Genomic DNA, 22,275 nt, shown 5'->3' with positions numbered 1-22,275 from the left:
TGCGGGCATGGAAACCCGCAGCGAACGCGCTGAAACCACGCTGGCCGCCATCGTCGGCGCGGCGCTGGACATGGCCGTCACCGAGGGCCTGGAGAGCATCAGCATCGGCGAGCTGGCCAAGCGACTGGAGCTGTCCAAGAGCGGCGTGTTCTCCCGCGTCGGCTCGCGCGAGCAGTTGCAGGTGGCGGTGCTGCTGGAGTTCGACAAGCGCTTTGTGCAGACCGTCTTCCTGCCCGCCATGGGCGAGGCGCGCGGCCTGCCGCGGCTGCAGGCCGTCATGCGCCGCTGGCTGCTCTGGGCCAGCGACGTCGACCGCCACAAGACCTGCCTCTACACAGCCGGCGCCTTCGAGTACGACGACCGCGAAGGCCCGGTGCGCGAGCACCTGCTGGACGGCGTGCTGCGCTGGCGCGCCACGCTGCGCCGCACGGTGCTGCAAGCGATGGAGGCCGGCCATCTGCGCGCCGACCTCGACGCCGAGCAGATGGTGTTCGAGATGGACGCCATCTTCACCATCCTGCTGCACGACGCCCGCTTTCTGCGCGATCCGCGCGCGCCCGAGCGCGCGGAGCGTGCCTGGCAGCGCCTGCTGAACGACTGCCTCCCTGACTGATTGAGCCCATGACCGCTGACTTTCTTCGCCTGCCTTTTCTTCGCACGGTCGTGCGAAATACGGAGCCTGTATGACCACCTCGCACAACCCTGCCGCCGCCTTCTACGCGTCGCCCACCGCCCGCGGCATCGCGGCGCTGCTGCGCGGCCTGCACCGCCTGTCGCCCGACCTCGGCACGCGCGTCGCGCTCAGCCTCTTCTTCACGCCCATGCCGACCAAATGGCTGGCCCGCTCGCGCGACGTGCCGCGGCCTTGGGTGGAGCGCCAGCTGCCTTTCGAGGGCGGCCACATCAGCGTCTGGCAGCGCAACGACATCGAGGCCGGCCGGCCCAAGGTGCTGCTGACCCATGGCTGGGCCGGTGACGCCCAGCAACTGCGGCCGCTGGCCGACACGTTGGCGGCGGCTGGCTTCGAGCCCCTGCTGCTGGACCTGCCGGCGCACGGGCGCAGCAGCGGCTGGCGCAGCAATCTGCTGCAGTGGGTGAGGGCGCTGTTTGCCGTCACGGCGCGTTTCGGCCCCTGGGACGGCGTCGTCGCGCATTCCCTGGGTGCATTGGCGATGTCGCATGCGCTGGCCCGCGGCCTGCCGGTGCGACGCGCGGCGCTGGTCGCGCTGGCGCCGGCACCGGCGCAGTTCCTGCGCTGGTTCGCCCAGGCCATGGGCACCGGGGAGGGCCTGGCCTTGCGCATGCGCGGCCAGGTCGAGCAGCGCGAGGGCGTGTCGCTTGGCCTTTTCGAGCCCGCCTGGCTGGGCGAGCGCGTCGGGCAGCCGACGCTGATCGTGCATGACCGCGGCGATGTGACGGCCCCCCTTGCCGGCAGCGAAACGCTGCTGGCCGGCCTGCCCGCGGGCCGCCTGCACGTGACCGAGGGCCTGGGCCACCGCCGCCTGCTCAGTGACCCGGCCGTCATGCAGCAGGTGCTGGCCCACCTGTCGGCAACGCCGTCGCTGAGGGCCGTTTGAACCGCCGAGGGACAATCGAGGGATGGCAGTCCTCTCCCTCTCCAACGCCCACCTCGCTTTCGGCCACGTCGCCCTGCTCGACGGTGCCGGCTTTTCTCTCGAAGTCGGCGAACGCGTCGGCCTCATCGGCCGCAACGGCACCGGCAAGTCCTCGCTGCTGAAGATCCTCGCCGGGCTCGAGAAGCTCGATGACGGCCTGCTGCAGCAGCAACAAGGCCTGACCAACGTCTATGTGCCGCAGGAGCCCGAGCTGCGCGGCGACGCGACCATCTTCGACGTCATCAGCGAGGGCGTGGCCGAGCACAAGGCGCTGCGCGAGCGCTACGAGATCCACGACGAGAACGACGACCTGGCCTGGGTGCAGGAGCGCATCGAGCACATCGGCGCCTGGAACTGGGAGCAGCGCGTCGAAGAGACCCTGCACCGCCTGGGCCTGGACGGTTCGCGCCTGGTGAGTACCTTGTCCGGCGGCCTGAAGAAGCGCGTGGCGCTGGGCCGTGCGCTGGTGGCCCAGCCCGATGTGCTGCTGCTGGACGAGCCGACCAACCACCTGGACCTGGATGCCATCACCTGGCTGGAAGGCCTGCTGAACGACTTCAAGGGCTCGCTGCTGCTGATCACCCACGATCGCGCCTTCCTGGACAACGTGGCCAACCGCATCGTCGAGCTGGACCGCGGCCAGCTGCGCGGCTACCCCGGCAACTACGCCGCCTTCCAGGCCGCCAAGGCCTATGAGCTGGAGAACGAGGCGCTGTTCAACGCCCGCTTCGACAAGCTGCTGGCGCAGGAGGAAGTCTGGATCCGCAAGGGCGTGGAGGCACGCCGCACGCGCTCGGTCGCGCGCATCCAGCGCCTGGAGGCCATGCGCCTGGCGCACGCCGCGCGGCGCGACGTGCAGGGCAAGGTCAGGCTGGACATCGACACCGGTGGCGCCAGCGGCAAGATCGTCGCCGAGCTGGAGGACGTGTCCAAGAGCTATGGCGAGCGCGCCATCGTGCGCGGCTTCACGTCCACCATCCTGCGCGGCGACAAGGTCGGCCTCATCGGGCCCAACGGCGCCGGCAAGACGACGCTGCTGAAGATGATCCTCGGCGAACTGGCGCCCGACAGCGGCACGGTGCGCCTGGGCTCGCGGATGAGCGTGGCCTACTTCGACCAGATGCGCGACACGCTCAACCTCGACGCGACGCTGGCCGACACCATCAGCCCCGGCTCGGAGTGGATCGAGATCGGCTCGCAGAAGAAGCATGTGAAGAGCTATCTGGGCGACTTCCTGTTCTCGCCGGCCCGGGCCAACTCGCCGGTGCGCACTCTCTCCGGTGGCGAGCGCAACCGCCTGCTGCTGGCCCGCCTGTTCGCCCGCCCGGCCAATGTGCTGGTGCTGGACGAGCCCACCAACGACCTCGACATCGAGACGCTGGAGCTGCTGGAGGAACTGCTCGCCGACTACGACGGCACCGTCTTCCTCGTCAGCCACGACCGACGCTTCCTGGACAACGTCGTCACGTCCACCATCGTCTACGAGGGCGATGCGCGCTGGCGCGAGTACGAAGGCAGCGTGCAGGACTGGCTGACGCAGTCCCGGCGCGCAGCGTCCCTGCAGGCCCAGTCGGCGCCCAAGGCCGCCGCGGCCCCCACGCCGCCGCCCGCGCCCGAGCCGGCCCCGGTCGTCGCGACCAAGCGCAAGCTCAGCTACAAGGAGCAGCGCGAGCTGGACGAGCTCCCCAAGCAGATCGCCGCATTGGAGGCCGAGCAGAAGCAGTTGAACGCGCTGATCGCTGGCAGCGAGCTGTACACGCAAGGTGCGACCCGCATCGCCGAAGTGACGGACCGCGCGGCCGACATCGACGCCGAGCTGCTGACGCTGATGGAGCGTTGGGAAGTGCTGGAGGCAAAGTGAACGCCCTGAACCAGGAGTGGCTGGCCCTGCAGTCCCAGCACGAGCGCTACGAGGCTCTGGCCCTGGGCGTGAAGCTGGTGGCGTTTGCGGCCACCGTCCTTGTTCCCGACAACACGCTGGCCTTGGCGCTGCTGGCCCTGCTGTGGCTGCAGGAAGGCGTACTCAAGACCTTCCAGGGTCGGCTGGGCGATCGCCTGCTCGCCGTCGAGGCAGGGCTGAAGGCGGGCGAGGGCGTGGTGGCGATGCAGCTGCACAGTGACTGGCTCGCCAGCCGGCCGCGTGGCGCGGGCTTGGTGACGCAGTACCTGAAGAGTGCGCTGCGCCCGACGGTCGCTTTACCTTATCCGTTGCTGATGGCGCTGGTGGTCGTCGTCTAGGCGGGCTGCAGCTTGTCGAGGGTCACGAGGCTGCTCTGACCCTTGAGCTGAACGACCGTCTCGCCATGGCGGTGCACGACGTACTGGGCCACGTGAACGGCGCCGTTGAAGCGCACCTTGTCACCGGGCTTGATGACGGGTTGAGGCGGGATCACCGGCAGCACGGGGCGCGCAGCCGGCCTGGCCGCGCGCATCACCTCGCGCACCTGGCCATGCAGGCCGGGCGAGCGCTTGGCCAGGGCGTCGAGCGAGCGCGTCATCTCGGCCCTGAGCTGCTCGGCCGTGAAGGGTTTCTTCAGCAGGAAGTCGGCGCCATGGGCCTGAGCCTCGAATTCATGCTCGGGCGTCACCTCGAAGCTCAGCAGCGACAGATGCAGCGAGGGCCGCACCTCGCGCAGGCGCTGGTAGAGCTGGATGCCGCTGAGCGGCGCCTTGGCAAACCAGTCGGTGATCAGGAAATGAGGCTTGAAGAGCAGGCCCTGGGCCAGGGCGGCCTCGGTGTCAGCGCAGCACAGGATGCTGTCGGCGGCGAAGCCGCGGCTTTGAAGCAGCTGCCGCGCAAAGGTCTGTACGCCGGCCAGGGGATCTACAACGAGGAATTTCAAGGAGTCTGTCATGGCCGCCGGAGGGCCGCGGAAACGATTTCGCAGCGGCAGGATTTTGCCGCCCGCGCCGCGCCCGGCCCGTGACAAACACCCGCTCGGCGAGAACTTTTCGTCAGCTCTGCAGTCGGCAGAAATCGGCCCGCAGCCCCTGCGGTGTGCGGGCCAGGTACAGGGCCTGGGCGTCGCCGCCATCCTGGGTCAGCGTGTGGATGGCGTCGCCCACGCCGGCCGGCAGCGCGCCGGCAAAGCGCAGGCTGAACTGCTCGCCCGGCTGGCGGCTTTTCAGGGCGCTGGCAGCCCGCAGCGTGACGGCGTGGCCATCGATCTCGAAGCGCTGGCCGACATGGGCCTGCCAGCTCGCCAGCCCGGCCCGGGCGTCGAGGCTGGGGCGCACCGCGGCCAGCGCAGCCGTCGCGCCGGCGCCGGCGACGACAGCGGCCCCGCCGCTCTTCAGGAAATCGCGCTTGTTGATCACGGCAGGCACTCCTCAGGGCTGGGGGCGGGGCGTCGCATGGCCTGGTAGAGGCCCTGCAACTCGCCCTCGGCGACAAAACCCAGGCGCTCGTAGAGGCGCCGGGCGGGGTTGTGGATTTCCACCTGGATGCTCAGGGACCGGCCGGAGTCGCTCAGGGCCTGCAGGCAGCGCGTGCCGATGCCGCGGCCGCGCCAGGCCGGCAGCAGCGCGATGTCGAGGACGTGCAGGCGGTCGGTCCGGTCGTCCAGCCAGAGCCGGCCGGCCACCTCGTCCTGGACGAGGATGAGATGGCAGACCGAGGCGGGGTAGTGCAGCGCATAGTGCTGCTGCTGGGCGCGGTGCTGCATCGCGACGAATTGCTCGCACTGCTCGTGCGGCCAACCCGTCAGCGCCATCTCGTCGGCGCGGGTGCCGGCATAGATGGCCAGCTGCCAGGCTTGGTCGGCAGGGGTGGCGACGCGCAGGCGGTAGTCCATCAGCTGCGCGCCGGAAAGATGCCCTGCATCGCGATGCAGAACATCAGCGCCAGATAGGGCTGGCGGTTCTCGTGCGGCTGGCCACCGCCCGCCGCGCCCACCATGCTGGCGGCCATCGGCGCCGGCGCGCCCGGCGCGCGATAGGTGCTGGCGCCGTTGACGGGTGGCGCCATCATGGCGCCGACCGGGCTGGCGGCCAGGCCGGCGCTGCCGGCCTTGAGGTCGTGGTTGTGGGCAGGCATCTCGGCCGCGGTCAGTGTCACGCTGGCCTGGCCGGTGTCCTCGGCCAGGAAGCGATCGCTCAGGCCGGGTCCCTGGCCCGGTCCCATCGCGAAACGCCCGGCCAGATTGGGCAGCGCGAAAGTGGTCTTGCCGTTGCCGCCGTAGTAGGTGCCGAGCAGCGAGAACAGCGCGGTGTTCTGGCTGATGGGCAGCAACTGGCCGTCGCAACTGGCCCAGCCGACAGGGGCGAAGCTGAAGGGCAGCACGCGGATTTCGGCGACGAAGGGGTCGGACATGACGTGCTCCTCAGGCCTGTGACGGGAAGATGCCGAACAGCGCAATGATGTAGTTCAGCGCCAGCGTCGGGCCCATGTTCTGGTGGGGCTGGGAGGCGCCGCTGCTGCCAATGGCGCCGGCCGCCATGGCCGTGCTGCCGGCGCTGGTGTCGTAGCTGTTGACGGCCGTGGTGGCCAGCATCGCGCCGCCGGGGCTGCCCATGCTGGCGGCCGCCGAGCTGCCAGCCATGGCGTGGCTGTGCACGGGCATCTGGGCGAGCGTCAGCGTGACGGTCTCGCTGCCGCCAACCTCGCCGATGACCCGGCTGCTCAGCCCCGGTCCCTGGCCCTGGTGCACCGGCAGGCGGCCGCGCAGATCGGGCATGGCGAAGGTCTGCTGGCCGTCGCCGCCATAGGTCGTGCCGATCAACTGGAACAGCACGTCGTTGTCGGCGATCGACAGCAACTGGCCCTGGCACAGGGCCCAGCCGACGGGTGCGAAGTTGCCGGCAAAGAGGCGGATTTCGCCGACGTAGGGAGTGGACATCGCAGTCTCCTAGTTGCGGCTCGGAAAGATGCCCTGCATCGCGATGACCCAGCTCAGCACGACATAGGGCTGCATGTTGTCGTGCGGCTGGCCGCCGCCCTTGCCGGCGATGGAGGTGGCGCCCATGACGGTGTTGCTGCCCGGGGGCGCATAGCGGTTGATGCCGCCGCGCGGCTTGGACGCTGGCACGGCACCGCCGGCGACGCTGGCGTTGGCGAGGTCGCTGGTGGCCGTCAGCGTGTGGCTGTGGGCGGGCAGCTCGGCCAGCGTCAGCGCCACGGCCTCGGCGCCGGCCCTGTCGCCGAGGTTGACGCCCGCGCCCTGGTGCAGGGGCGAGCGGCCGCGCAGGTCGGGCAGGGCGAAGGTGGTCTGGCCATTGCCGCCATAGGTCGTGCCCAGCAGCGCGAACAGGGCCTGGTTCTGGTTGATGGGCAGCAGCTGGCCATTGCACTGGGCCCAGCCCTTGGGGGTGAAGCCGAAACTCACCAGCTTGAGCTCGCCGAGGAAGGGAGTGGACATCGCGGTCTCCTAGCCGAACACGGCCTCGTAGCGCAGGGCATCGGCCGTGCGGGCCACGGGCACGAGGAAGATCTCCATGGCGTCGAGGCGCGGGTGCTCGACGCGGTAGATGCGCTGCGGCAGCGGCGGCTCGGCCGGCGCCTCGAAGGTCAGGCTGAAGGGTTGGCGGCCGTTGAAGGCCTCGCCACGGCCGGCGCGGGCTTCGATGAGCTGGGCGGGCAGCCCGGTGGCATCGTCGAGGCGCAGCGTGAAGCGGCTGCCCACCAGCGGCTCGAAGCGCGCCAGCGTGAAGGCGGCGGTTTCAGCCACGGCGGCGGCGCAGCACGGGCAGCAGGCCGCTCGCCAGCAGCAGCCAGGCGGCGGGCTCGGGGACGGCGGCGGTGACAAAGTCGATGCGGAACTCGGCGTAGTTGTCGCCCCCTCCCGCGAAGCGCTGCTTGAACTGCAGGGTGTCGAGATCGAAGCTGTAGGAGTCGGCATCGACCTTGTGCACCAGCACCGCAGGGTCGTTCGGGCTGAGCAGGCCGCTCGCGCTGGCGGGCCCCGAGGTCGCGAAGCCGTCGTAGGCATAGACCAGCACATTGGTGATGACGCGGCCCGTGAAGGCAATGCCGTCGAACTGGTAGCGCGCATGCTGACCACCACTGCCGACATAGCCCGTCGTCAGCACGCCGCCCGTGTCGTCGCCGGCGGCCACGCGCATCAGGATCATGGTGCCGGTGAAGAAGACGCGCTCGTTGTCGAGCATGAAGCCGCTGATGTCGCCCGCGCCACCCAGGTTGGTGGCCTGGACACCTTGGGCGAGGTCGGCGAAGGCTACCGTCTGCGACAGCGCGATGGCCGCCGGGCCGCCGCTCATCGTGCCGCCGGGGGCGAGCAATTGCACCGTGATGTCGCCCGCGAAATCGGCCTGGGCGGTGAGCGAGGCCAGGGTGAGGGCGACGCCGCCGAGGAGGCGGGCGAAACGGAACCGGTTGCCGAGCATGGAGTCCCCCGGGCGTTGTCAGGCGGCTCAGTGGACTCGCAGCGCCGCTCCAGCGCCAGGGGTTGCTCCCGTGAACAAGGGGGGATGAACCTAGGGGGGCGCCGCCCGGCCTTGCAGGCTGTCCACGCCAGCGCGCAGCGCGCGCCAGAAGGCCGGGTCCTGCGAGGTCGCCATATTGATGCGCATCAGCGAGCCGGGCCGGCGCGTGGCGCTGAAGAGGGCGCCGGGCGCGATCAGCCAGCCGGCGTCCAGCAGCGGCTGGGCCAGTCTCTCGGTGTCGACACCGACGTCCAGCCAGCCGAACAGGCCGTCCGGCGGCGCGGCCCAGGCAAAGCCCTGCTTGGTGGCCAGCACCGAGATGCGCTGGCGCGCCGTGGCCAGGCGCTCGCGCAGGCGCTGCGCATGGCGGCGCAGCCGCCCCTGCTCCAGGCACAGCGCGACGGCACGCTCCAGCACGGGCGAGCTGGTCAGGCCGTCGAGCAGCTTGGTGTCGGTCAGCGCGCGCAGGCGCTCGGGCGCGGCGGCCAGGTAGCCCACGCGCCAGGCCGGCGTCAGCACCTTGGAGAAGCCCGACACATAGGTCACGCGGCGCAGGCCATCGAGGGCCGCCAGGCGCGGCAGATGCTCGGGCGCCAGGAAGCCGTAGCTGTCGTCCTCGACGATGAAGAAGTCGTGCTCGTCGGCCAGGCGCAGCAGCTTGTGCGCGCCGGCCAGGTTGAGGCTGTGGCCGGTCGGGTTGTGCAGTACCGACACGGTCAGGTAGGCACGCGGCGCATGCGCGGCGGCCAGGGCACCCAGCACGTCCAGGTCCGGTCCGTGGGCCCCACGCGGCACGGGCAACAGACGGATGCCGGCCTGCGTGAGCCGCGCAAACATGATGGCCCAGCCGGGGTCGTCGACGAGGACGGCATCGCCCGGCTGCAAGTGCGTGCGGATGATGAGGTCCAGCGCGTGCGTGGCGCCATTGGTGGTCAGGATCTGCGCCGGCGCAGCGTGGATGCCGAGGTCGTGCAGGCGCTGGCCGAGGGCCGCGCGCAGGCGCTCGTCGCCGCTCGGGTCGCCATAGCTGGTCTGCACGGCCAGCGCGTCGTTCGCATTCAGGCGGCGCAGGGCCGACTGCAGCAGCGTCGGGTCCAGCCAGTCGGCCGGCAGCGTGCCCAGGCCGGGCGAGCGCGCCGCGTCGGCCTCGAACATGCCGCGGATCAGCGCGGTCGCGTCCATCGGCGCCTGGCGCGGCATGGCCGTGGCGGGCGCGCGGGGCGCGGGGGGTCGCGTCGTGGCAGGGCGACTTTCACGCACGAAGAAGCCGCGCTGGCGGCGCGCCTCGAGCAGGCCGGCGGCCTGCAACTGGTCATAGGCGGCGACGACGGTGTGCGGGCTGACGCCGTGCTGGCGCGCGCAGTCGCGCACCGACGGCAGGCGGGCGCCCGGCAGCAGCAGGCGTTCGCGGATGCGCTGGGCATAGCGCTCGGCAAGCTGGCCGGCCAGCGGCAGGCTGGCGCCGCGTTGCAGCGGAGGGTGTGTACCGGTCGGCATGGCAATACAGATTCGTGGTCTGGTTGGCTGACTGTACTGGTTCTGTATCGGTGTAATGCCTCAGACTGGGTTCATGTCAGGGTTTTCCACGTCCACCACGGTCTCGACGACCACCTCGTCCGATGCGACGCGCGGCCTGCTGCTCGGTGCGGCTGGTGTGTTGATGTTTGCCCTCAGCATCCCGATGACGCGGCTGGCCGGCGGCAGCACCGCGGCGCCCCAGCTCGATCCGGCCTTTGTCGCCTTCGGGCGCGCCGTCGTCGCCGGGCTGCTGTCGATCGCCTACCTGTGGGCCACGGGCGCACGCCGGCCGCGTGGCGGTGAATGGCGGCTGCTGGTCTTCACGGCCGCCGGTGTCGTGTTCGGCTGGCCGCTGCTGCTGGGCTTCGCGGTCCGCCATGTGGATGCCGTGCATGCGTCCGTCGTGTCCGGCGTGTTGCCGCTGGCCACGGCCGTCATCGCGGCGCTGGTGCTGCGCCAGCGGCCGAGTGGCGGCTTCTGGATCTGCGCCTTGGCGGGCTTGGCCCTCGTCATCGGCTTTGCCGCCTGGCGCGGTGCGGGCGGCCTGGAGCTGGCGGATGGGCTGCTGCTGGGCGCCGTCGTCAGCGCGTCAGCGGGCTATGTCAGCGGCGCCAAGCTCACTCGGGAACTGACGGCTGAGCAAGTCATCTGCTGGGTGCTGGTCATCAGCCTGCCCATCACCGTGCCGCTGGCGGTGCTGACGCGACCCACCGCGCCGGTCGCGGCCTCGGCCTGGGGCGGCTTTGCCTATGTGTCGCTGGTGTCGATGTGGATAGGCTTCTTCGCCTGGTACCGCGGCCTGGCCCTGGGCGGCACGCTGCGCGTCAGCCAGGTGCAGGTGCTGCAACCCTTTTTGTCCATGCTGTTTGCCGTGCCGCTGCTGGGCGAGCGGCTGGACGCGATGACCGTCGTGTTCGCCGTCGCCGTGCTCGCGGTCGTGTGGCTGGGCAAACGGCAACCGGTTCACTGAAGGAGGCCCGCCATGAACGAACGTTTCACCACTCAACTCATGCCCGGCCAGGCGCTGACCTTGGCCGCCATGGCCGCGCCGCGCCGCCTGGTCGTCACGAGTGGCCGGCTGTGGCTGACGGTGTCCGGTGGTACGGACGACCATTGGCTGCGCGCCGGCGAGGGTCTGACGCTGGCGGCCGGGCAGGAAGTCGTCGTCGAGGCCTGGCCGGAGGCAGCCTTCCAGTTGTTGCAGCCGGCGCCCAGGCGCAGAGTCGAGGCCAGGCCGGCGCGGGGCTGGCGCATGAATCTGGCGGGGCAGGGCGCATGAAGACACTCGGCATCCTGGGCGGCATGAGCTGGGAGTCGACCCAGCACCTGTATGCGTTGATCAACCGCGGCGTCGCGGCGCGCCTGGGCGGCCTGCACAGCGCCCGGCTCGTGCTGCACAGCGTCGACTTCGCGCCCATCGCGGCCATGCAGTCGGCCGGCCAGTGGGCCGAAGCGGCACGCGTGCTGGGAGATGCCGCCGCCGGCCTGAAGCGCGCCGGCGCCGAGGCGCTGCTGATCGCGACCAACACCATGCACCTCGTCGCCACCGAGATCGAACAGGCGGCCGGACTGCCGGTGCTGCACATCGTCGACGCGACGGCCGAGGCGCTGCGCGCCGCCGGCGTGAAGCGCGCCGGCCTGCTGGCCACGCGCTTCACGATGGAGCAGGGCTTCTACCGCGAGCGCATGTGGGAGCGCTTTGGCATCGAAGTCATCACGCCCGACGAGGCCGGCCGCAGCGAAGTGCACCGGCTGATCTACGAGGAACTGTGCCGCGGCCGCTTCGAGCCGGCCTCGCGCGAGGCCCTGCGTGGCCAGGTCGCCGCACTCGCCGACCGCGGTGCCCAGGCCGCCATCCTGGGCTGTACCGAGCTGGGCCTGCTGTTGCCGGCTGAAAGCGCTGCCGCCCTGCCGCTGTTCGACTCCACCGATTTGCAGGCCCGCGCCGCTGTCGACTGGATGCTAGGCTGACTCCTTTGAAATCCCACGTAACTCCATCATGAGCACCGTCTGGACCCAAGCGCGCCGCGCCGCGCGGATGAACCCGTCCATCATTCGCGAGATCCTCAAGGTCACCGAGAAGCCGGGCATCCTGTCCATGGCCGGTGGCCTGCCGAGCGCGGATACCTTTCCCGTCGACGCGCTGAAGGCCGCCTGTGACCGCGTGTTGAGCAGGAACCCGCGCGAGGCCCTGCAGTACGCGGCCAGCGAGGGCTTTGCGCCGCTGCGCGAATGGGTGGCGACGCGGGTCGCTTCACTCGGCATGAACGTCAATCCCGACCAGGTGCTGATCACCAGCGGCTCCCAGCAGGGGCTGGACCTGGTGGGCAAGATCCTCTGCGACGCCGGCGCGCCGGTGGCCGTCGAGACGCCGACCTATCTCGGCGCCCTGCAGGCCTTCACGCCCTTCGAGCCGCTGTTCGCCAGCCTGGCCAGCGACCACGAAGGGCCGCGCCCCGAGGCCATTGCGGCATTGCCGCACGACGCGCCCGGCACGCGCTTCAGCTATCTGCTGCCCAACTACCAGAACCCCACCGGCCGCGTCATGAGCGCCCAGCGCCGCGTCGAAGTCGTCGAGGCTTCGCGCCGCGCCGGCGTGCCCATCGTCGAAGACAACCCCTACGGCGACCTCTGGTTCGACGAGCCGCCGCCGGCCTCGCTGTCCAGCCTGTGGCCCGAGGGCTCGCTCTATCTGGGCTCCTTCTCCAAGGTGCTGACGCCGGGCTTCCGCCTCGGCTATATCGTGGCGCCGCCCGAGCTGTACCCCAAGCTGCTGCAGGCCAAGCAGGCCGCCGACCTGCACACGCCGGGCTTCAACCAGCGCGTCGTGCACGAAGTCATCCGTGACGGTTTCCTGGACAGCCACATCCCCACCATCCGCGCCCTCTACAAGGCCAATCGCGACGCCATGGCCGAGGCCCTGCGCGAGCACCTGCCGGCCGGCTGCGACTATCTGTCGCCCCAGGGCGGCATGTTCTTCTGGATCCGCCTGCCCGAGGGCCTGGACGCGATGGCCCTGCTGCCGCGGGCCGTGGATGCCGGCATCGCCTTCGTGCCCGGCGCGGCCTTCTATGCCCAGCATCCCGACCCGCGCACGCTGCGCCTGTCCTTCGTGACGCTGACGCCCGACCTGATCCGCGAAGGCGTCGAGAAGCTCGGCCGTGTGCTGCACGAGGCGCTGGAGCCGGCCGTGGAGCACGCGCCTTGACGTCACGCGACGGCTACCGGCTCAGCTTCGCGCCCGAGGACATCGATGCGCGGGCCGCGCATGCCTTCCTCGTTGGCGCCTACTGGTCCGAGGGGGTGCCGCTGGCCATCGTCGAGCGCTCGATCGCGAACTCGCTGTGCATCGCGATGCACGCCGAAGGGCAGGGCCAGGTGGGCTTCGCCCGCGTCGTGACCGACCGCGCGACCTTCGCCTACCTCTGCGACGTCTATGTGCTCCAAGCCCACCGCGGCAGCGGCCGCGCGAAGTGGATGATCGAGACGCTGCTGGCCCATGCCGACCTGCAGGGCCTGCGCCGCTTCATGCTCTTCACCCGCGACGCCCATGCGGTCTACACCGGTCACGGCTTCTCGCCGCTGGCCAACCCGCAGCGCGGCATGGAAATCGTTCGCCCAGGCCTCTATCTCAAGCCATGACTCAACTCCGCCGATTCGCCCAGGTCGATGTCTTCACCGCCACGCCGCTGAAGGGCAATGCCCTGGCCGTCGTCATCGACGGCGGCGGCCTGTCCGACGTGGAAATGCAGGACTTCGCGCGCTGGACCAATCTGTCCGAGACGACCTTTCTGCTGCCACCCACCGACCCGGGCGCCGACTACCGCGTGCGCATCTTCACGCCCGGCGGCGAGCTGCCCTTTGCCGGCCACCCGACGCTGGGCAGTGCGCACGCCTTCCTGGCCGGCGGCGGCGACGCAAGGAAGCCCGGTGAGGTCGTGCAGCAATGCGCCATCGGCCTGGTGCGCGTGAAGCGGGACGGCGCGCGCCTGGCTTTTGCCGCGCCGCCGCTGCAGCGCAGCGGCGTGGTCGGTGCGGCAGAACGAGCACAGGCGATCGCTGCGCTGCGCATCGCGCCCGAGGCCTTGCTGGATCTGGAATGGGTGGACAACGGCCCGGGCTGGATGGTCGCGCGCCTGGCCGATGCAGCCAGCGTGTTGGCCCTGCAGCCCGACTTCATCGCCATGCAGGGGCTCAAGCTCGGCGTCGTCGGCGCCTATCCCGAAGGCAGCGAATGCCAGTTCGAGGTGCGTGCCTTTGTGCCCGACCTCGGCATTCCCGAAGACCCGGTGACCGGCAGCCTGAATGCGGGTCTGGCACTGTGGCTGCAGGAAAAGGGTCTGGCGGGCGACAGCTATGTCGCGGCCCAAGGCGCAGCCCTGGGCCGCGCCGGCCGTGTGCATGTGAGGCGCGATGCCGAGGGCACCTGGATTGGCGGGGACGTCACGCCGCTGATCCATGGCCAGGTGAAGTTGTGAGCATGGAGCTGGACCACCTCGTCGTCGGCGCCGCGACGCTGGAAGAGGGCGTTGCCTGGTGCGAGCGCGTGCTGGGTGTGACGCCCGGCCCCGGCGGCAGGCATGCGTTGATGAGCACGCACAACCGCCTGCTCAACATCAGCGGCCCCAACCATCCGCGGGCCTATCTGGAGATCATCGCCATCGACCCCGATGCGCCCCCACCGGACCGCGCGCGCTGGTTCGACCTCGACCTGCCCGAACTGCGTGAGCGCCTGGGCCATGGGCCCGGGCTGATCCACTGGGTGGCCCGGGTTCCCAATCTCGATGCGGCCCTGGCCAATTGGCAGAGCGAGGGCGTGGATGCCGGCAAGGCGACCGAAGCCTCGCGCGGCAACCTGCGTTGGCGTATCGCGCTGCGCGAGGATGGCCGCCGCCTGCGCCGCGAAGCGTTGCCCGTGCTGATTGAATGGGGCGAGGCGCACCCGACCGACAGCATGGTCGATCAGGGCGTGCAACTGCTGGGCTTTGATTCACGCGACGGCCTGCGCGCGCGTCTCGCCACGCCACGCGGCGAGGTCGAACTGGAGGCGATGGGCTGATGAAGACCGAGGATCTGTTTCGCGAAGACGCGACGCTGCTGGCCTGTGACGCGACCGTCATCGCCCAGGGCGAGGGCGGCGTGTTGCTCGACCGTAGCGTTTGCTACCCGCTCGGCGGTGGCCAGGCCGGTGACACCGGCTGGTTGATCGCAGGTGAACAGCGCTGGCGCATCACCGACACGCGCAAGAGCAAGGAGCAACCCGAGGCCATCGTCCACCTGATCGAAGGCGAGTTGCCGGCCATCGGCACTGCCGTTCGTGTCGAGGTCGATGCCTCACGCCGCCAGGCTCATCGGCGCTTCCACACCGCCACGCATCTGCTGTGCGCGCTGCTGCCCTATCCGGTCGATGGCTGTTCCATCACCGAGACCTATGCGCGGCTGGACTTCCACACCGACGAGCCCTTCGACAAGGAGGCCATCCAGGCGGGGCTCGATCGCCTAGTCGCTGAGGCGCATCCAGTGGGCCACCGCTGGATCACGGAAGACGAGCTGGACGCCAATCCCGGCCTGGTCCGCTCGATGAGCGTGCAGCCGCCGCGCGGACTTGGCCGCATTCGGGTGCTGGAGGTGCAAGGCGTGGATCTGCAACCATGCGGTGGGACGCACGTCAGCAACACATCTGAGATCGGTCCTGTGATCGTGACAAAGATAGAAAAGAAGAGCGCCAAGACCCGTCGCGTGGTCTTGGGATTTGCTGCCTGAGGCGGCTGGCTAAACTGCGGCGCCTATGGCCGGCCCAGACATCCAGCTCATCACACCCGAGTCCCCCGAGGACTGGCAGGAAGCCCGGCTCGTGCTGCGGGACTACGCCAACAGCCTGGACATCGATCTCGACTTCCAGGGTTTCGAGCAAGAACTCGCCGGACTGCCCGGCGCCTACGCGCCGCCCGGTGGCCTGATGCTGCTGGCCACGGTTGATGGCGCCATCGCCGGCAGCGGCGCCTTCCGCCCCTTGCCCGATGCCGACTACCCTAATGCCTGCGAGATGAAGCGCCTCTATGTGCGTCCGGCCTTCCGTCGTTTCGGCCTGGGGCGCATCCTGGCGCAGGCGCTGATGGACCGCGCCACCGAGGCCGGCTACTCGTCCATGCTGCTCGACACGCTGGATGACATGGAAGCAGCGCGCGGCCTCTACGAGAGCCTGGGCTTCGCCGAGGTGCCGCCGTTCTACTTCAACCCCATCCCCGGCGCCCATTACCTGAAGGCCGAGCTCGGCGCCTTCCGGCCGAGTTACTTCGGATAACCGCCTAGAGTGGCGGGATGGCCTCCCAAGACATCCAAGCCCTCGGTTCCCACCGCTGCCTGCTCGGCGAATCGCCGCTCTGGCATCCCACTGAAAAGCAGCTCTACGCGGTCGACATTCCTGGCCGTCAGGTGCTGCGATGGCATGCGGGTGCCGAAGCGCCCGAGGTCTGGCGCCAGGACGCCGAGCCCGGCTGCATCGCGGCCCGTGCGGGTGGCGGCCTGCTGGTGGCGCGTCGCGACGGCCTGTGGGCGTTGGACACGACGACAGGCGCCGAGACCCTCGTCAGCCCACCGCCCTACGACCCGGCGCGGTTGCGCTTCAACGATGGCAAGGTCGACCCGGCCGGCCGGCTGTGGATCGGCAGCATCTCCGACGCCCGCGAGCCCGAGGCGGCGCTCTACCGCTTCGACGTCCAGGGCTTCTCGGCCCAGGTGCCCGGCCTGACGACGTCCAACGGCCTGGCCTGGAGCCCCTCGGCCAAGCGCATGCACTGGTCAGACACCAAGGCCCACCGTGTCTACGTCGCCGACTTCGACGCGGCGACCAGTACGCTGTCCGCGCCGCGCGTCTTCGCCGAGTTCAAGCCGCGCGCACCCGGCGAGGTCTATGGCGGCCGCCCGGACGGTGCGGCCATGGATGCTGAGGGTTGCTACTGGGTCGCCATGTTCGAGGGCGGCTGCGTCTTGCGCATCGCGCCGACCGGCGAAGTGGTGCAGCGCGTCGAGCTGCCGGCGACCTGCCCGACCATGCCCACCTTCGGCGGTGACGACCTGCGCACCCTCTTCATCACGACGGCCCGCGAAAAGCGCCCGGCCGACGAACTGGAGCGCGAACCGCTCGCCGGTGCCGTGCTGCAGCTGCGCGTCGACGTGCCGGGCTTGCCCGCCAGCCTGACAGGCGCCTGAACGGGGCCTGAATCCTGGGCCGGCGAGGGGGCGTATTTACCCCGGTGTAACTAGTCACCTATAATGAGTGGCTTTGTTGGGTGGCGCCTGTGCGCCGCCCCGGTGCAATCAGCTTTCCGGCAGTTTGGGAGGCTGAGCCGCCCACCCCAGGATCAGGCGCCATGACCGAGAACGGCCCCCGAAAGACCTGGCCCCCCGCTGTTTCGACGGCCGGTGGCTGGGACGACGACATCGAGGAGCCGCCCGTCAAGGCATTGAACCCGGATGAGGCGGCGGCGCTGAAGTCCGCGTTGCCGATGCTGTCGCCCTGGCGTGTGCTGGGGATGCAGTTGGTGGCAGGCTTGCTGTGCGTGGCCGTGATCCGGCTGTGGACGGCGTCCGGCGTGGCCATGGCCTCGGCGCTCTACGGCGCTGCGGCGGTGGTGCTGCCGAACATGCTGCTGGCGCGGGGCCTGACAAAGCACGTGGACTCTGCGGTCGGTGCGGCTGCAGGCTTCATGGGTTGGGAATTTTTGAAAATCGGTGCATCGATCGCGATGCTGGTGCTGGCGCCAAAGGTGGTGCCGGGCCTGAGCTGGCCAGCCCTGCTGGTCACCCTCGCGGTGTGCATCAAAGTGAACTGGCTTGCGCTCGCTTGGCGCAGCCGTCGATAGAACTGACGAGGCAGAAAGAAACATGGCAGCAGAAGGCCACGAAACAGCCGCCCCGAGCGCTGGTGAATACATCATTCACCACCTGCAGCACTTCCAGAGTGGCACGCAGAAGAGCATCGCCGACTTCTCCGTCGTCAACCTCGACTCCCTCTTCTTCAGCGTCCTGCTGGGCGTGGTGGGCTGCTTCTTCCTGTGGCGTGCCGCGAAGGCTGCTACATCGGGCGTCCCGGGCCGTTTTCAAGCCGCCGTCGAAATCCTCGTGGAAATCGTCGCTGAGCAGGCCAAGGGCATCGTGCACAACGCCAACAGCCGCAAGCTGGTGGCCCCGCTGGCCCTGACCGTGTTCATGTGGATCTTCCTGATGAACGCGATGGACTTGCTGCCCGTCGACCTGCTGCCCCTGATCTGGCAGACCATCACCGGCGACCATCACGCCAAGCTGCGTGTCGTGCCGACGGCCGACCTGTCCATGACGATGGGCCTGTCCCTTGGCGTGCTGGTTACCTGCCTCATCTACAACGTCAAGATGAAGGGCGCTGGCGGCTGGGCCCACGAACTGGTGGCAGCACCGTTCGGCGACAAGGTCTATCTGTACCCGATCAACTTCGCGATGCAGATCATCGAGTTCGTCGCCAAGACCGTCTCGCACGGCATGCGGCTGTTCGGCAATATGTACGCCGGCGAACTGATCTTCCTGCTGATCGCCCTGATGGGCGGCGCCATCACCACGGTGAGCTTCGGCATGGGCGCCTTCCTGTTCAGCATGCACGTCATCGCTGGCTTCGTCTGGGCAGCGTTCCACCTGATCATCATCACGCTGCAGGCCTTCGTCTTCATGATGCTGACGCTGGTCTACATCGGCCAGGCCCACGACGCGCACTGATAGCGCGCACTGAGCCTCACCCCAGTTTCCCCAAGCAGTTTTCCTTCAACCCTTTTCTCTAGTCCCTCTAAGGAGTCATCGTGGAAGTCATTAGCTTTGTTGCCCTCGCCGCTGGTCTGATCATTGGTCTGGGCGCCTTCGGTGCTTGTATCGGTATCGGCATCATGGGCAGCAAGTACCTTGAGTCCGCCGCTCGTCAGCCCGAGCTGATGAACGAACTGCAGACCAAGATGTTCCTGCTGGCCGGCCTGATCGACGCGGCCTTCATCATCGGCACCGGTATCGCCCTGTGGTTCGCCACTGCCAACCCGTTCCTGGGTCAGCTGGCGCAAATCGCCGCCAAGTAATTCGACGTTGCCGCCCCGCCCTCGGACTCCTGGGGGCGGCTTCAAGCACTCGAAAACTTTGTGAGGCACCAAGGTGTTTATTAACGCATCGCTCATCGTTCAGATGATCGTGTTCCTGGCGCTGGTCGGGTTCACGATGAAGTATGTGTGGCCGCCGATCGTCAAGGCGCTCGATGAGCGTGCCGCGAAGATCGCCGCAGGCCTGTCCGCCGCTGACAAGGCCAAGGCCGAGCTGGCCGGCGCCGAAGCGCAGATCGCCAAGGAACTGGCTCAGACCAAGGCCGAATCGGGCAAGCTGATCTCGGACGCCGAGAAGCGTGCCGCTGCCATCGTCGACGCCGCCAAGGGCAAGGCCGAAGAAGAAGGCGCCAAGATCCTGGCCGCCGCCAAGGCCGACGCCGAGCAGCAGGTTTCCCGCGCTCGCGAAGTCCTGCGCGAGCAAGTCGCTTCGCTGGCCGTCAAGGGCGCCGAGCAGATCCTGCAGAAGGAAGTCAACGCCGGCGTTCACGCCGAGCTGCTGGCTCGCCTGAAGACGGAGCTGTAAATGGCCGAGATCGCCACCATCGCCCGCCCCTACGCGGAAGCGCTGTTCCAGGTTGCCAAGTCGCAAGACCTGACCTCTTGGGGCCAGCAACTCGACGCGCTGGCCCAGGTGGCGCAGGACGCCGATCTGCGCCAGTTCGCCGATCACCCCAAGGCCCAGGTCGAGCAGGTCGTCGCGGTCGTGACCGCTGCCGCCAAGCAGACCCTCGCCGCCGGCGTGCAGAACTTCCTGCGCACCATCGTCGAGAACGGCCGCCTGGCTGCACTGCCCGAGATCGTGGCCCAGTACCACGTGCTGGCCAACGCCGCTTCGGGCGTGTCCGACGCGCAGATCTTCAGCGCCTACGAGATCAGCGACGCTCAGCTCGCTGACCTCAAGGCTGCGCTGGAAAAGCGCTTCGGTCGCAAGCTCGAAGCCCATGTGCAGCTGGAGCCCAGCCTGATCGGCGGCGTTCGCGTCGTCGTCGGCGACGAGGTGCTGGACACCTCCGTCAAGGCCCGCCTTGAGCGCATGAAAGTTGCGCTGACTGCCTGATCCGCAGCTGGACACCCGCAAGACATTCCGATTTACCCCGCGTCTGACCCCGCCCTTGATCCGGCGAAGGAACGGCCACCTGGGAGACCTAGCATGCAACTGAATCCCGCTGAAATTTCCGAACTGATCAAGAGCCGCATCGAGGGTCTTGGTGGCAGCACGGACATCCGCAACCAGGGCACCGTCGTGTCCGTTTCCGACGGCATCGTCCGCGTCCACGGCCTGTCCGACGTGATGCAGGGCGAAATGCTCGAATTCCCGGTCGCCAAGGACGGCAGCCAGACCTTCGGCCTGGCCCTGAACCTCGAGCGCGACTCCGTCGGCGCCGTGATTCTGGGTGCCTACGAGCACATCTCGGAAGGCGACACCGTCAAGTGCACGGGCCGCATCCTGGAAGTGCCGGTCGGCCCCGAGCTGATTGGCCGCGTCGTCAACGCGCTGGGCGAGCCGATCGACGGCAAGGGCCCGATCAACGCCAAGATGACCGACGTCATCGAGAAGGTCGCCCCGGGCGTGATCGCCCGCAAGTCGGTCGACCAACCCGTGCAGACCGGCCTGAAGTCGATTGACTCCATGGTTCCCGTCGGCCGTGGCCAGCGCGAACTGATCATTGGTGACCGTCAGACGGGCAAGACCGCCGTCGCCATCGACGCGATCATCAACCAGAAGGGTCAGAACATGACCTGCGTCTACGTCGCGATCGGCCAGAAGGCCTCGTCGATCAAGAACGTGGTGCGTGCTCTGGAACAAGCCGGCGCGATGGAATACACCATCGTCGTGGCCGCCTCGGCCTCCGAGTCGGCCGCGATGCAATACGTGTCGGCCTATTCGGGCTGCACGATGGGCGAGTACTTCCGCGACCGCGGCCAAGACGCGCTGATCATTTACGACGACCTGTCCAAGCAGGCCGTCGCCTACCGCCAGGTCTCGCTGCTGCTGCGCCGCCCGCCGGGCCGCGAAGCCTACCCTGGCGACGTGTTCTATCTGCACAGCCGCCTGCTGGAGCGCGCCGCTCGCGTGAACGCCGACTACGTCGAAGCCTTCACCAAGGGCGAAGTCAAGGGCAAGACCGGTTCGCTGACGGCCCTGCCGATCATCGAAACCCAAGCCGGTGACGTGTCCGCCTTCGTGCCGACCAACGTGATCTCGATCACCGACGGCCAGATCTTCCTGGAAACCAGCCTGTTCAACGCCGGTATCCGCCCCGCCATCAACGCCGGTATCTCGGTGTCGCGCGTCGGTGGTGCTGCCCAGACCAAGCTGATCAAGTCGCTGTCCGGCGGTATCCGTACCGACCTGGCCCAGTACCGTGAACTGGCTGCGTTCGCGCAGTTCGCTTCCGACCTGGACGAAGCCACCCGCAAGCAGCTGGACCGCGGTGCCCGCGTGACGGAACTGCTGAAGCAGGCCCAGTACTCGCCGCTGTCCATCTCGCTGATGGGCGCGTCGCTGTACGCCGCCAACAAGGGCTTCATGGACAGCATCGAAGTGAAGAAGGTCCTGGCCTTCGAACACGGCCTGCACCAGTTCCTGAAGACCAGCCACGCCGCCCTGCTGGCCAAGCTGGAAGCCGACAAGGCGATGGACAAGGATGCCGAAGCTGAACTGAACGCCGCCATCACGGCCTTCAAGAAGTCCTTCGCTTAAGAAGCCACGGAACACGTGGGGCTGAGCCTCTACTTAGCCCCACACTGACTAGGAGTTCGAATGGCTTCAAGCAAAGAAATCCGCGGCAAGATCAAGTCGGTCGAGAACACCAAGAAGATCACCAAGGCGATGGAAATGGTCGCCGCGTCCAAGATGCGCAAGGCGCAGGAGCGGATGCGGTCGGCTCGCCCGTACGCTGAGAAGATCGGCAACATCGCGGCCGAACTGGCCAAGGCCAACCCCGAGTACCGCCATCCCTTCCTCGTCAAGAACGAAGAAGCGAAGACGGTCGGCATGGTCGTCGTCACGACGGACAAGGGCCTGTGCGGTGGTCTCAACACCAACCTGCTGCGCGCGGCCACGGCCAAGCTCAAGGAACTGGAAACCGCGGGCCAGAAGGCCGAGGTCGTCGCCATCGGCGGCAAGGGCCTGGGCTTCATGAACCGCATCGGCGCCAAGGTCGTGGCTCACGCCACGCAGCTCGGCGACCAGCCCCACATCGAGGCCCTCATCGGCCCCGTCAAGGTGCTGCTCGACCAATACGCCGCCGGCAAGCTGTCCGCCGTCTACCTCTGCTACACGCAGTTCATCAACACGATGAAGCAAGAGGTGAAGGTCCACCAGTTGCTGCCCCTGAAGGCTGCCGACATGGCAACCGACAAGGCCGGTCACTCGTGGGACTACATCTACGAGCCGGACGCCGCCACGGTCATCAACGAGCTGCTTGTCCGCTACACGGAAGCGCTGGTCTTCCAGGCCGTTGCCGAAAACATGGCCAGCGAGCAGTCCGCCCGCATGGTGGCCATGAAGGCCGCGACCGACAACGCCGGCACGCTGATCGGTGAGCTGAAGCTGGTCTACAACAAGACCCGCCAGGCAGCCATCACCAAAGAGTTGTCCGAGATCGTCAGCGGCGCGGCCGCGGTGGGCTGATCCAGCC

30 protein-coding genes are annotated in these 22,275 nt (G+C 68.6%); 21 read left to right on the top strand and 9 right to left on the bottom strand.

The features are described 5' to 3' along the window. Positions 1-7: 7 nt before the first annotated feature. The 4 genes from AC1D2H_RS11555 to AC1D2H_RS11540 all read left to right on the top strand — a co-directional run bounded on the left by AC1D2H_RS11555 (position 8) and on the right by AC1D2H_RS11540 (position 3,854). Positions 8-613, top strand: coding sequence for a TetR/AcrR family transcriptional regulator (locus AC1D2H_RS11555; protein WP_478011027.1), 606 nt, complete (start codon positions 8-10; stop codon positions 611-613). A gap of 70 nt (positions 614-683) precedes the next feature. Next, the gene (locus AC1D2H_RS11550) at positions 684-1,577 is read left to right on the top strand and encodes an alpha/beta hydrolase (protein WP_478011026.1); all 894 of its coding nucleotides are present in this window, start codon (positions 684-686) and stop codon (positions 1,575-1,577) included. 22 nt (positions 1,578-1,599) lie between these two features. After that, on the top strand, positions 1,600-3,477 hold the full coding sequence (locus AC1D2H_RS11545; protein ID WP_477932099.1) for an ATP-binding cassette domain-containing protein: 1,878 nt from the start codon (positions 1,600-1,602) through the stop codon (positions 3,475-3,477). After that, positions 3,474-3,854, top strand: a complete 381-nt coding sequence (locus AC1D2H_RS11540) for a hypothetical protein (protein WP_477932097.1) — start codon at positions 3,474-3,476, stop codon at positions 3,852-3,854. Before AC1D2H_RS11545 ends, AC1D2H_RS11540 begins: the two co-directional genes overlap by 4 nt. On the opposite strand, the gene AC1D2H_RS11535 is transcribed toward AC1D2H_RS11540, so the two are convergent. From AC1D2H_RS11535 to AC1D2H_RS11495, 9 genes are all read right to left on the bottom strand, one after another. Continuing rightward, positions 3,851-4,471 (bottom strand): response regulator, encoded by a 621-nt coding sequence (locus AC1D2H_RS11535; protein WP_478011025.1) that lies wholly within the window; start codon positions 4,469-4,471, stop codon positions 3,851-3,853. The two genes, AC1D2H_RS11540 and AC1D2H_RS11535, sit on opposite strands and share 4 nt — an antisense overlap. A 100-nt stretch (positions 4,472-4,571) precedes the next feature. Next, on the bottom strand, positions 4,572-4,934 hold the full coding sequence (locus AC1D2H_RS11530) for a DUF6916 family protein (protein WP_478011024.1): 363 nt from the start codon (positions 4,932-4,934) through the stop codon (positions 4,572-4,574). Then, positions 4,931-5,410, bottom strand: a complete 480-nt coding sequence (locus AC1D2H_RS11525) for a GNAT family N-acetyltransferase (protein WP_478011023.1) — start codon at positions 5,408-5,410, stop codon at positions 4,931-4,933. The genes AC1D2H_RS11530 and AC1D2H_RS11525 overlap by 4 nt, the downstream gene beginning before the upstream one ends. Continuing rightward, the gene (locus AC1D2H_RS11520) at positions 5,410-5,928 is read right to left on the bottom strand and encodes a phage tail protein (protein ID WP_478011022.1); all 519 of its coding nucleotides are present in this window, start codon (positions 5,926-5,928) and stop codon (positions 5,410-5,412) included. The genes AC1D2H_RS11525 and AC1D2H_RS11520 overlap by 1 nt, the downstream gene beginning before the upstream one ends. Before the next feature lie 10 nt (positions 5,929-5,938). After that, positions 5,939-6,454, bottom strand: a complete 516-nt coding sequence (locus AC1D2H_RS11515; protein ID WP_477932088.1) for a phage tail protein — start codon at positions 6,452-6,454, stop codon at positions 5,939-5,941. 9 nt (positions 6,455-6,463) lie between these two features. After that, positions 6,464-6,973, bottom strand: coding sequence for a phage tail protein (locus tag AC1D2H_RS11510; protein WP_477932086.1), 510 nt, complete (start codon positions 6,971-6,973; stop codon positions 6,464-6,466). Positions 6,974-6,982: 9 nt separating this feature from the next. Further along, on the bottom strand, positions 6,983-7,282 hold the full coding sequence (locus AC1D2H_RS11505) for a DUF6916 family protein (RefSeq protein WP_477932084.1): 300 nt from the start codon (positions 7,280-7,282) through the stop codon (positions 6,983-6,985). Further along, complete coding sequence (locus tag AC1D2H_RS11500) at positions 7,275-7,958, bottom strand: hypothetical protein (protein WP_477932082.1); 684 nt, start codon at positions 7,956-7,958, stop codon at positions 7,275-7,277. The genes AC1D2H_RS11505 and AC1D2H_RS11500 overlap by 8 nt, the downstream gene beginning before the upstream one ends. A gap of 90 nt (positions 7,959-8,048) precedes the next feature. Next, the gene (locus AC1D2H_RS11495) at positions 8,049-9,494 is read right to left on the bottom strand and encodes an aminotransferase-like domain-containing protein (RefSeq protein ID WP_478011021.1); all 1,446 of its coding nucleotides are present in this window, start codon (positions 9,492-9,494) and stop codon (positions 8,049-8,051) included. A 73-nt stretch (positions 9,495-9,567) separates the two neighbouring features. On the opposite strand from AC1D2H_RS11495, the gene AC1D2H_RS11490 reads away from it, so the two are divergent. The 17 genes from AC1D2H_RS11490 (at position 9,568) to atpG (ending at position 22,268) form a co-directional block, all read left to right on the top strand. Next, positions 9,568-10,485 (top strand): DMT family transporter, encoded by a 918-nt coding sequence (locus tag AC1D2H_RS11490; protein WP_478011020.1) that lies wholly within the window; start codon positions 9,568-9,570, stop codon positions 10,483-10,485. Positions 10,486-10,497: 12 nt separating this feature from the next. Continuing rightward, positions 10,498-10,794 (top strand): DUF2917 domain-containing protein, encoded by a 297-nt coding sequence (locus tag AC1D2H_RS11485; RefSeq protein WP_478011019.1) that lies wholly within the window; start codon positions 10,498-10,500, stop codon positions 10,792-10,794. Further along, the gene (locus AC1D2H_RS11480; RefSeq protein ID WP_477932074.1) at positions 10,791-11,486 is read left to right on the top strand and encodes an aspartate/glutamate racemase family protein; all 696 of its coding nucleotides are present in this window, start codon (positions 10,791-10,793) and stop codon (positions 11,484-11,486) included. Before AC1D2H_RS11485 ends, AC1D2H_RS11480 begins: the two co-directional genes overlap by 4 nt. Positions 11,487-11,514: 28 nt before the next feature. After that, the gene (locus tag AC1D2H_RS11475) at positions 11,515-12,723 is read left to right on the top strand and encodes an aminotransferase-like domain-containing protein (protein WP_478011018.1); all 1,209 of its coding nucleotides are present in this window, start codon (positions 11,515-11,517) and stop codon (positions 12,721-12,723) included. Beyond that, a complete protein-coding gene (locus AC1D2H_RS11470) occupies positions 12,720-13,157 on the top strand; it encodes a GNAT family N-acetyltransferase (RefSeq protein ID WP_477932070.1) in 438 nt (145 codons plus the stop codon). The genes AC1D2H_RS11475 and AC1D2H_RS11470 overlap by 4 nt, the downstream gene beginning before the upstream one ends. Continuing rightward, complete coding sequence (locus AC1D2H_RS11465) at positions 13,154-13,993, top strand: PhzF family phenazine biosynthesis protein (RefSeq protein ID WP_478011017.1); 840 nt, start codon at positions 13,154-13,156, stop codon at positions 13,991-13,993. The genes AC1D2H_RS11470 and AC1D2H_RS11465 overlap by 4 nt, the downstream gene beginning before the upstream one ends. A gap of 2 nt (positions 13,994-13,995) precedes the next feature. Then, complete coding sequence (locus AC1D2H_RS11460) at positions 13,996-14,574, top strand: VOC family protein (RefSeq protein WP_478011016.1); 579 nt, start codon at positions 13,996-13,998, stop codon at positions 14,572-14,574. Further along, a complete protein-coding gene (locus tag AC1D2H_RS11455; protein WP_478011015.1) occupies positions 14,574-15,278 on the top strand; it encodes an alanyl-tRNA editing protein in 705 nt (234 codons plus the stop codon). Before AC1D2H_RS11460 ends, AC1D2H_RS11455 begins: the two co-directional genes overlap by 1 nt. A gap of 25 nt (positions 15,279-15,303) precedes the next feature. Then, positions 15,304-15,819, top strand: coding sequence for a GNAT family N-acetyltransferase (locus AC1D2H_RS11450; RefSeq protein ID WP_477932062.1), 516 nt, complete (start codon positions 15,304-15,306; stop codon positions 15,817-15,819). 17 nt (positions 15,820-15,836) lie between these two features. Continuing rightward, positions 15,837-16,727, top strand: a complete 891-nt coding sequence (locus AC1D2H_RS11445; protein ID WP_478011014.1) for an SMP-30/gluconolactonase/LRE family protein — start codon at positions 15,837-15,839, stop codon at positions 16,725-16,727. Between the two features lie 161 nt (positions 16,728-16,888). Next, on the top strand, positions 16,889-17,380 hold the full coding sequence (locus AC1D2H_RS11440; RefSeq protein WP_477932058.1) for an ATP synthase subunit I: 492 nt from the start codon (positions 16,889-16,891) through the stop codon (positions 17,378-17,380). A gap of 22 nt (positions 17,381-17,402) precedes the next feature. Further along, the gene (gene atpB / locus AC1D2H_RS11435) at positions 17,403-18,263 is read left to right on the top strand and encodes a F0F1 ATP synthase subunit A (protein WP_478011013.1); all 861 of its coding nucleotides are present in this window, start codon (positions 17,403-17,405) and stop codon (positions 18,261-18,263) included. 80 nt (positions 18,264-18,343) lie between these two features. Continuing rightward, positions 18,344-18,610, top strand: a complete 267-nt coding sequence (gene atpE / locus AC1D2H_RS11430) for a F0F1 ATP synthase subunit C (RefSeq protein WP_056873235.1) — start codon at positions 18,344-18,346, stop codon at positions 18,608-18,610. A 73-nt stretch (positions 18,611-18,683) separates the two neighbouring features. After that, positions 18,684-19,154 (top strand): F0F1 ATP synthase subunit B, encoded by a 471-nt coding sequence (locus AC1D2H_RS11425; RefSeq protein WP_477932053.1) that lies wholly within the window; start codon positions 18,684-18,686, stop codon positions 19,152-19,154. After that, positions 19,155-19,688: a F0F1 ATP synthase subunit delta gene (locus AC1D2H_RS11420; RefSeq protein WP_477932051.1), complete on the top strand. Its 534-nt coding sequence runs from the start codon at positions 19,155-19,157 to the stop codon at positions 19,686-19,688. A gap of 93 nt (positions 19,689-19,781) precedes the next feature. Further along, a complete protein-coding gene (gene atpA, locus AC1D2H_RS11415; protein WP_478011012.1) occupies positions 19,782-21,335 on the top strand; it encodes a F0F1 ATP synthase subunit alpha in 1,554 nt (517 codons plus the stop codon). 60 nt (positions 21,336-21,395) lie between these two features. After that, the gene (gene atpG / locus AC1D2H_RS11410; RefSeq protein ID WP_477932048.1) at positions 21,396-22,268 is read left to right on the top strand and encodes a F0F1 ATP synthase subunit gamma; all 873 of its coding nucleotides are present in this window, start codon (positions 21,396-21,398) and stop codon (positions 22,266-22,268) included. Positions 22,269-22,275: the final 7 nt, after the last annotated feature.

The sequence above is a fragment of the Roseateles sp. P1_C1_2 genome, assembly GCF_056406535.1.
This window is presented reverse-complemented; position numbering and strand designations above follow the sequence as displayed.

Coding starts and splice junctions, on each gene's coding strand:
- AC1D2H_RS11555 (WP_478011027.1), top strand. CDS start 8: ATGGAAACCCGCAGCGAACGCGCTGAAACCACGCTGGCCGCCATCGTC.
- AC1D2H_RS11550 (WP_478011026.1), top strand. CDS start 684: ATGACCACCTCGCACAACCCTGCCGCCGCCTTCTACGCGTCGCCCACC.
- AC1D2H_RS11545 (WP_477932099.1), top strand. CDS start 1,600: ATGGCAGTCCTCTCCCTCTCCAACGCCCACCTCGCTTTCGGCCACGTC.
- AC1D2H_RS11535 (WP_478011025.1), bottom strand. CDS start 4,471: ATGACAGACTCCTTGAAATTCCTCGTTGTAGATCCCCTGGCCGGCGTA.
- AC1D2H_RS11525 (WP_478011023.1), bottom strand. CDS start 5,410: ATGGACTACCGCCTGCGCGTCGCCACCCCTGCCGACCAAGCCTGGCAG.
- AC1D2H_RS11520 (WP_478011022.1), bottom strand. CDS start 5,928: ATGTCCGACCCCTTCGTCGCCGAAATCCGCGTGCTGCCCTTCAGCTTC.
- AC1D2H_RS11515 (WP_477932088.1), bottom strand. CDS start 6,454: ATGTCCACTCCCTACGTCGGCGAAATCCGCCTCTTTGCCGGCAACTTC.
- AC1D2H_RS11510 (WP_477932086.1), bottom strand. CDS start 6,973: ATGTCCACTCCCTTCCTCGGCGAGCTCAAGCTGGTGAGTTTCGGCTTC.
- AC1D2H_RS11500 (WP_477932082.1), bottom strand. CDS start 7,958: ATGCTCGGCAACCGGTTCCGTTTCGCCCGCCTCCTCGGCGGCGTCGCC.
- AC1D2H_RS11495 (WP_478011021.1), bottom strand. CDS start 9,494: ATGCCGACCGGTACACACCCTCCGCTGCAACGCGGCGCCAGCCTGCCG.
- AC1D2H_RS11490 (WP_478011020.1), top strand. CDS start 9,568: ATGTCAGGGTTTTCCACGTCCACCACGGTCTCGACGACCACCTCGTCC.
- AC1D2H_RS11485 (WP_478011019.1), top strand. CDS start 10,498: ATGAACGAACGTTTCACCACTCAACTCATGCCCGGCCAGGCGCTGACC.
- AC1D2H_RS11480 (WP_477932074.1), top strand. CDS start 10,791: ATGAAGACACTCGGCATCCTGGGCGGCATGAGCTGGGAGTCGACCCAG.
- AC1D2H_RS11475 (WP_478011018.1), top strand. CDS start 11,515: ATGAGCACCGTCTGGACCCAAGCGCGCCGCGCCGCGCGGATGAACCCG.
- AC1D2H_RS11465 (WP_478011017.1), top strand. CDS start 13,154: ATGACTCAACTCCGCCGATTCGCCCAGGTCGATGTCTTCACCGCCACG.
- AC1D2H_RS11460 (WP_478011016.1), top strand. CDS start 13,996: ATGGAGCTGGACCACCTCGTCGTCGGCGCCGCGACGCTGGAAGAGGGC.
- AC1D2H_RS11455 (WP_478011015.1), top strand. CDS start 14,574: ATGAAGACCGAGGATCTGTTTCGCGAAGACGCGACGCTGCTGGCCTGT.
- AC1D2H_RS11450 (WP_477932062.1), top strand. CDS start 15,304: ATGGCCGGCCCAGACATCCAGCTCATCACACCCGAGTCCCCCGAGGAC.
- AC1D2H_RS11445 (WP_478011014.1), top strand. CDS start 15,837: ATGGCCTCCCAAGACATCCAAGCCCTCGGTTCCCACCGCTGCCTGCTC.
- AC1D2H_RS11440 (WP_477932058.1), top strand. CDS start 16,889: ATGACCGAGAACGGCCCCCGAAAGACCTGGCCCCCCGCTGTTTCGACG.
- atpB (WP_478011013.1), top strand. CDS start 17,403: ATGGCAGCAGAAGGCCACGAAACAGCCGCCCCGAGCGCTGGTGAATAC.
- AC1D2H_RS11420 (WP_477932051.1), top strand. CDS start 19,155: ATGGCCGAGATCGCCACCATCGCCCGCCCCTACGCGGAAGCGCTGTTC.
- atpA (WP_478011012.1), top strand. CDS start 19,782: ATGCAACTGAATCCCGCTGAAATTTCCGAACTGATCAAGAGCCGCATC.
- atpG (WP_477932048.1), top strand. CDS start 21,396: ATGGCTTCAAGCAAAGAAATCCGCGGCAAGATCAAGTCGGTCGAGAAC.